Annotated in this window: 7 protein-coding genes; 2 read left to right on the forward strand and 5 right to left on the reverse strand. The window is 67.5% G+C overall.

The genetic code is table 11. The features are described from left to right. The 5 genes from VEG08_04850 to VEG08_04870 form a co-directional block, all read right to left on the reverse strand. Window positions 1-795, reverse strand: a 795-nt coding sequence (locus VEG08_04850) for a urocanate hydratase (protein ID HXZ27313.1), incomplete at its 3' end; no start/stop codon positions are given. Between the two features lie 107 nt (window positions 796-902). Continuing rightward, window positions 903-1,397, reverse strand: coding sequence for a hypothetical protein (locus tag VEG08_04855; protein ID HXZ27314.1), 495 nt, complete (start codon window positions 1,395-1,397; stop codon window positions 903-905). Window positions 1,398-1,452: 55 nt separating this feature from the next. Next, on the reverse strand, window positions 1,453-1,851 hold the full coding sequence (locus tag VEG08_04860; GenBank protein HXZ27315.1) for a prepilin-type N-terminal cleavage/methylation domain-containing protein: 399 nt from the start codon (window positions 1,849-1,851) through the stop codon (window positions 1,453-1,455). 3 nt (window positions 1,852-1,854) lie between these two features. Next, window positions 1,855-2,292: a type II secretion system protein gene (locus VEG08_04865; protein HXZ27316.1), complete on the reverse strand. Its 438-nt coding sequence runs from the start codon at window positions 2,290-2,292 to the stop codon at window positions 1,855-1,857. Between the two features lie 68 nt (window positions 2,293-2,360). Continuing rightward, window positions 2,361-4,754: a secretin N-terminal domain-containing protein gene (locus tag VEG08_04870; GenBank protein ID HXZ27317.1), complete on the reverse strand. Its 2,394-nt coding sequence runs from the start codon at window positions 4,752-4,754 to the stop codon at window positions 2,361-2,363. 96 nt (window positions 4,755-4,850) lie between these two features. Between VEG08_04870 and smpB the strand changes: the two genes are divergently transcribed. Then, window positions 4,851-5,378 carry an SsrA-binding protein SmpB gene (gene smpB / locus VEG08_04875; protein ID HXZ27318.1) on the forward strand — a complete coding sequence of 176 codons (528 nt, stop codon included), beginning with the start codon at window positions 4,851-4,853 and terminating at the stop codon, window positions 5,376-5,378. Window positions 5,379-5,396: 18 nt separating this feature from the next. Then, on the forward strand, window positions 5,397-6,163 hold a 767-nt coding region (locus VEG08_04880), incomplete at its 3' end, for a M17 family peptidase N-terminal domain-containing protein (protein HXZ27319.1).

Here is a 6,163-nt window from a genome sequence, read left to right on the forward strand (position 1 = left end):
GGTCAAAATGTCGGGAACCACGCCGCGCGCCGCCAGCTCGGGAATCACGTCCGCGCAGTTGCCGACCAGCCCCACCGAGACGGCTTCCTTCTTGCGCACCGCGTTCTTCAGGATACGCAGCGCCTCGTCCAGCGAGTTGACCATGAAGTCGCAGTAGCCGGTCTTGAGCCGCTTCTTGATGCGCTCCGGATCTACCTCCACGCCCAGAAAGGCGGCCCCCGTCATGGTGGCGGCCAGGGGCTGCGCGCCGCCCATCCCGCCCATGCCGCCGCTGACGATGAGCTTGCCCTCCAGCTCCCCGCCGAAATGCTTCTCGCTCGCCGCGGCGAAGGTCTCGAAGGTCCCCTGGATGATCCCCTGCGAGCCGATGTAGATCCAGGAGCCCGCGGTCATCTGCCCGTACATCATCAGGCCCATGCGCTCCAGCTCGTTGAACTTCTCCCAGTTGGACCAGTGGCCGACCAGGTTGGCGTTGGCTATGAGCACCCGCGGCGCGTACTCGTGGGTCGGAAAGACGCCCACCGGCTTCCCCGACTGGATGAGCAGGGTCTCGTCGTTCTTCAGTGCCTTGAGCGAGGCCACGATGGCGTGATAGGCCTCCCAGGAGCGGGCGGCGCGGCCGGTGCCTCCGTAGACCACCAGGTCGCGGGGGCGCTCGCCCACCTCCTCGTCGAGGTTGTTCATGAGCATGCGCAGGGCGGCTTCCTGCTGCCAGCCCTGGCAGGAGATAGCGGTGCCCCGCGGCGCCTTGACCGGGACATAGCTGGAGGGCGTGATTTCCGTCTCGACCGGCATAGAGGCATGGTAGTGCGGAGTGGCGGGTGCTGGCAATCCGAGGCTCCCGTGTGGGCCCTGGCTTCCAGCCGGACCAGAAGACAGCTCCGGTGGAAGGCAAGGAAAGCCTAGCGTAGAACGTCGATGCGGGTAGCGGGATGAATCTCGGTCCAGCCGTTGTCGCCGTCGGTGACGTAGGCGCCGGTGACGCGCACTCGATCCCCAACCTTGGGAACGCTGACCGGGGAGGTGAATCCGGAGCAGAGAGCGGCGGCTTCTCTGTCCGCCGGGCTGTGGTCGCAGACGATCTCCACCACAAGCCGGCGCCGCTGGTGGATCACATTCACCAGATTCAGGACCGACGCTGGATCGGGGTCGAGCCCGATGTGAAGGTCGCCGTCAGCCGCCGGGTGCACTGAGACAACGCGGCCCTCAACGGCGGTGCAGGCCTCGATCACGTGCAGTCTCTCCGGGGAGTAGGTGCGTCTCCATAGATCGCCGTTGCAATCCGCAGCCGGTAACCTCAGCGGCGCCGTGCCGGAATACCGGAGTCTGGCGGCAAGCAGAAATCCGACGAAGGCTACGCTCGCGATCACGATAGCGCGTCGGGCTGTGCGGCTCAAAGAGACCTCCGGCGATCTTGGGCGAAAGGGTTAAGGGCTAGCGGCGAAAGGCGGCTCACCACGAGCTGTACGCGCTGCCATCCAGCGCCGTGGCTCCCGACCCGCTGTGCACATCGGTGATGCCGGGCTGGGTCTGGTCGATGCTCTCCATCACGTCCTCGTTGACCACCACCCAGGTGTCGCGCGAGTTGGTCATGGGATCGACCGGGACCTCGTGCAGGTAGCCCGCCGTCACCAGGTCGTCGAGCGACTGGGGGGCGCGCAGCTTGTCGTAGGTGTACTGGTCGATGGAGGTGCGCAGCGTGAACAGGTCGTCGCGCAGCACCGCTTCCTTGGCCCGGCGCAGCGACTGCACGTAGTTGGGGATGGCCAGCCCCAGCAGGATGATGATCAGGCTGATCACGATCATCATCTCGATCAGGGTGAAGCCCCGGGTTTTGTGGCGGCGTAGCATGGGCTACCAGTCCGAGTACTTGGTGCCGTCCAGCGCGGTCCCGGTGGAGAGCGAGTACACGTCGAACACGTTGTCCCCGCTCCACGAGGTCGAGTCGGGGTCGTCCTTGAGCGCGCGCAGCCCCCACTCCGCTTTTCCGGTCATGGGGTCCACCGGGATGCGGCGCAGGAAGCGCACCTTCTTGCCGTTCACGTCCACGCCGTTGACCAGGGTCTCCAGGTCCGGAGGATAGCCCTCGGAGCCCACCTTGATCTGGAAAGCGCCGCGGTCGGCGGCCTCCTTGTAATGGTCGATGGCGTCGCGCATCTCCCACAGGTCGCGGCGCAGCTCTCGCTCCTTCTCCCGCTTGATGCGGGTGCGCGCGATGGGGATGGCTGCCGTGGTCAGAATCAGCAGGATCATGATGGCCACGATCAGCTCGATGAGCGTGAGCCCCACCATCCTCCTCCTGGCGGAGGAGCCGGCCGCGGCCTGGACGAGAGGGACTCTCACAGCGATATTCTAGCCCGCTACTGCACGGTGACGGTGGCGCCCGCGGTGGTCACCTGCACCGGCGCCATCTTGGAGTCGCGCGCGCCCGGCCGGCTGATGGTCAGCGGGCTCTGGCCCTTGGCCTTGGCCAGGAAGGTCAAGGCGAAGACAGCGCCGTCTCCGCTGACCCCGGGGAAATTCGGCGGGCGCGAAGCCGACATGATCAGCGTGCCCGTGGCGGCGTCGTCGCGGTGCACCAGCGCCACCGGCTGGCCGTCCTTGGAGAGCAGCCCGCCATCCGACAGGTTCACCAGCGCCAGCACGTTGGGGTTGTAGGAGACCTGCAGCGGAACCGCGGAGATGTCCTGCCCCCCGGTGAGCACGATGTTCACGACGAAGGTCGAGCCGGCCGCCTGGGTCAGCGCGGGAGGATCGAAGTGCAGGGTGGGAACAGCCATGGGGCCGGGAGCACCCGCAGGCCCGGCTGGCTGCGAGGAAGGCGGAGCGGTGGCTGGGCCGGGCTGTGTCGCGGCGGCGGCCGCGGGCATGGCCGGCGCCCCGGGTCCCGCCTCCGGACTCGGTCCTGCCGCCGGCGGAGCCCCGGCGGGGACTGCCGGCGCCGTCGCAGCCGCGGGACGCAGCTCGATGCCGGTGGCCGTGCCCACGTCCACCGGGCGCGTGTTCAGGCTGCTGACCTCCTGCATGCGCACGATGTGCGGCACCAGGGCGAAGACCAGCTCGCTGTCGGTCGAGGTCGTGTGCTCCTTGGCGAAGAAGTAGCGGAAGAAGGGGATCTGCCCCAGCCCGGGGATGCCCGACCAGTCCTTGGTCACGTCCTGCTCCAGCATACCGCCCATCAGGTTCACCTCGCCCTCCTTCAGGCGGATGGTGGCCTCGGTCTTGCGTTGCCCGATGATGGGCTGCTGGATGCCCCCGATGTTCTGCTGCCCCACCACCGAGGAGATCTCCAGCATCATCTTCAGCGTCACTTCCCGGTCGCCGTGGATGTGCGGCGTGATGTCGATGTTCACGCCCACGTCCTGGTACTGGAACTGGGTGTTGACCAGGGGGTTGATGCCGACGCCGCCGATGCCCGGCTGAAACGACCCGGTGGCCACGGGGATGCGCTGCCCGATCTTCAGGCTGGCCTTCTCGCCGTCCACCGAACGCACCTGCGGCTGCTGGATGATCTTGGTGGCGGTGTCGTCGAAGAGGAAGTTGGCAGTCGCCGGCGGGATGCTGACCGTGAAGCACTCCGCCCCGCAGTTGGCCAGTTGGTTCAGGGTCAGGGGCTGGGGCGTGGTGCCGGTGGTCACGGTGGCGGTGCCCCCGGAGCCGCTGCTGCCGGTGGTGGTGGTGCTGGTGGTGGTGATCGGGCTCTGGATCTGCACGCTGACGCTGGCCGGCGGGGTGATGCCCAGGTCGCGCAGCTTGTTGCGGCTCACCTCCATGACCACCACGTCCACGATGACCTCGGGACGCGCCTTGTCGATGTCGTCGATCAGCTTCTCGACCATGGCCACCTGGTCGGGCGTGCCCCGCACCACGATGGCGCCCTGGCTGGCCAGCGGCGAGACCGTGTTCATGTTCAGGATGCCGCGCAGCGCGTTGATCACTTCCTGCAGCTCTTGTGGCTGCGACAGGTTCGCCAGGTAGAAGGTCTTGATGACGCTCTGCTCCAGCTCCTTGCGCTTGGTGGGCGTGTCCTGGGCGACGAAGATGGTGTTCGGGGTCACCGGCCGCCAAAAGGTCTTCGACTCCAGGGCGGCGATCTCCAGCGCCTGCGCCAGCGTCACCCCGTTGAGCGCGATGTGGATGCGGCGCGGGCTCTGGTAGTCGGGATCGAACAGCACGTTGATCCCCGCCAGTTTCCCGATGGCGTCGTACACCACCTTGCTGTCCTCGGTGAGCTGCAGGCTGATGGGCTGGTTGGAGATGGGCGCCAGTTCCACCGGTCCCTGCGCCGAGGCGGCCAGCCGACCCAGCGAGTCCGCGACCGGGACCGCCGCTGCCGGGGCCCCGCTCTTGGCCTGCTCGATCATCTCCTGGGTGCGCCGCACCTCCTGCTGCGCGATGAAGCTGGAAGAGTCGATGGCCAGCGCCTTCACGAACTCGGCCAGGGCCTCCTCCAGCTTGCCCGCGTTGCGCAGCAACTGCCCGTTGTGCACGTGCGAGGCCGCCGCCAGGAAGCGGGTGCGGAGCGCCGAGGCCCGGTAGGTCAGTTCCTTGGGCTTCAGTTCGTAGGCCTGCTGGTAGAAATGGAAGGCGTTCTCGTAGTCCTGGCGGACTTCGGCCTCCTGGCCTTTCTTGAAGAGGTCTTTGGCCTGGTCGGCCCCCGCCGGCAGGGCCAGCCCTAGCGCCAGCAGCACAGCCAGCCAGCGCACCAGCGGTCTTGCAGAGACACGGAAGCTCTTGCCCGGAGCGAACGCCATGGGAAGCTCGCATTATACACCGGGGGCAGGCGCCTCCAAATCCCCCGGTTTGTGTGTGTTAGCATAAAACCGCGGCCATCCCGAGATGGCCCGTGCATGGCCCGCCAGAGCTCCCATCCCGTCCGCCCCGAGAAGGAGAAGAAGCCCCGCCGCGACCCCATTGCGGCGGGCGAGCGCGACGCCTCCGTCAACCGCCAGGCCTCCCACAACTACTTCCTGCTGGAAAAGTTCGAGGCCGGGGTGGTGCTGTCCGGCACCGAAGTCAAGTCCATCCGCGACGGCCGCGCCAACCTCAAGGACGCCTACGGCATCGTCAAAGACGGCGAACTCTGGCTGCTCAACGCCCACATCGGTCCCTACCAGCACGGCAACATCTACAACCACGAGCCCCTGCGCACCCGCAAGCTGCTGGTCCACAAGCTGGAGTTGCGCAAGCTCACGGGCAAGCTGCAGCAGAAGGGACTCACCCTCATCCCCACCCGGCTCTACTTCCGCAACGGCCGGGTCAAATGCGAACTGGCGCTGGCCAAGGGCAAGCAGCTCTGGGACAAGCGCGAAACCGAGCGACGCCGCACCGCCGATCAAGAGGCCCGCGAGGCCATGGCGCGCGCCCGCAAACCCTAAGGAACTCATCCCGACTCTATGAAGACCGAACTCTCGCTCGCCCAGCCCGCCGATGTTCAGACCGAATGCCTGGTCGCCGTCGTCCTCGACCATGGCGAGAAGGACAAGCCCGACGCCCGCGTGGCCACGGCTCCCGCCCTGCAGCAGGCTGCCGCCGAGGTCATCGCCTCCGGCGAGGCCACCGGCAAGCTCTTCGAGACGGTGCTCGTGCACCGGCCGCAGGGCCTGGCCGCCAAGCGCCTCCTGCTGGTGGGCGGGGGCAAGGCCAAGAGTTTTTCCGCCTACGACCTGCGCCGGGTGGCGGGGACGGCGGCCCGCTTCCTGAAGTCGCGCAGCCTCCGGAGCTTCGCCATGGTCGCGCCCGAGCCCTGGAACGGCGGCGCGCCCGCCGCCGTCAAGGCCGTGGTCGAGGGCGTCTTCGTCGGCGACTTCGATCCCGACACCTACAAGAGCGACCGCAAGGACCAGAGCCTGGAGGCGCTGACCGTGGTCGCGGCCGGCGACCCGGCCGCACTGCGCCGCGCCCTGGAGGAGGGCCGCATCGTAGGCGAGTCCCAGAACTTCACCCGCGAATTGGTCAACGAGCCCGGCAACCGCATGACCCCCACCGCGCTGGCCCGCCGCGCCGCAGACATGGTGCGCCTGATCGCCGAGCACGCCGACGGCTTTCGCATGACCGTCGAGGCTTACGGCGCTGACAAGATCAAGGAACTCAAGATGGGCGCCTTCTGGAGCGTGGCCCAGGGCTCCGACGAGCCTCCCGCCCTCATCGTCATCAAGTACGA

It is taken from the genome of Terriglobales bacterium (assembly GCA_035624475.1).
GTDB lineage: Bacteria > Acidobacteriota > Terriglobia > Terriglobales > Acidobacteriaceae > DASPRL01.

Excerpts from the sequence above, each read along its gene's own strand:
- VEG08_04865 (HXZ27316.1), bottom strand. The coding sequence starts at position 2,292 with ATGGTGGGGCTCACGCTCATCGAGCTGATCGTGGCCATCATGATCCTG.
- smpB (HXZ27318.1), top strand. The coding sequence starts at position 4,851 with ATGGCCCGCCAGAGCTCCCATCCCGTCCGCCCCGAGAAGGAGAAGAAG.
- VEG08_04870 (HXZ27317.1), bottom strand. The coding sequence starts at position 4,754 with ATGGCGTTCGCTCCGGGCAAGAGCTTCCGTGTCTCTGCAAGACCGCTG.
- VEG08_04860 (HXZ27315.1), bottom strand. The coding sequence starts at position 1,851 with ATGCTACGCCGCCACAAAACCCGGGGCTTCACCCTGATCGAGATGATG.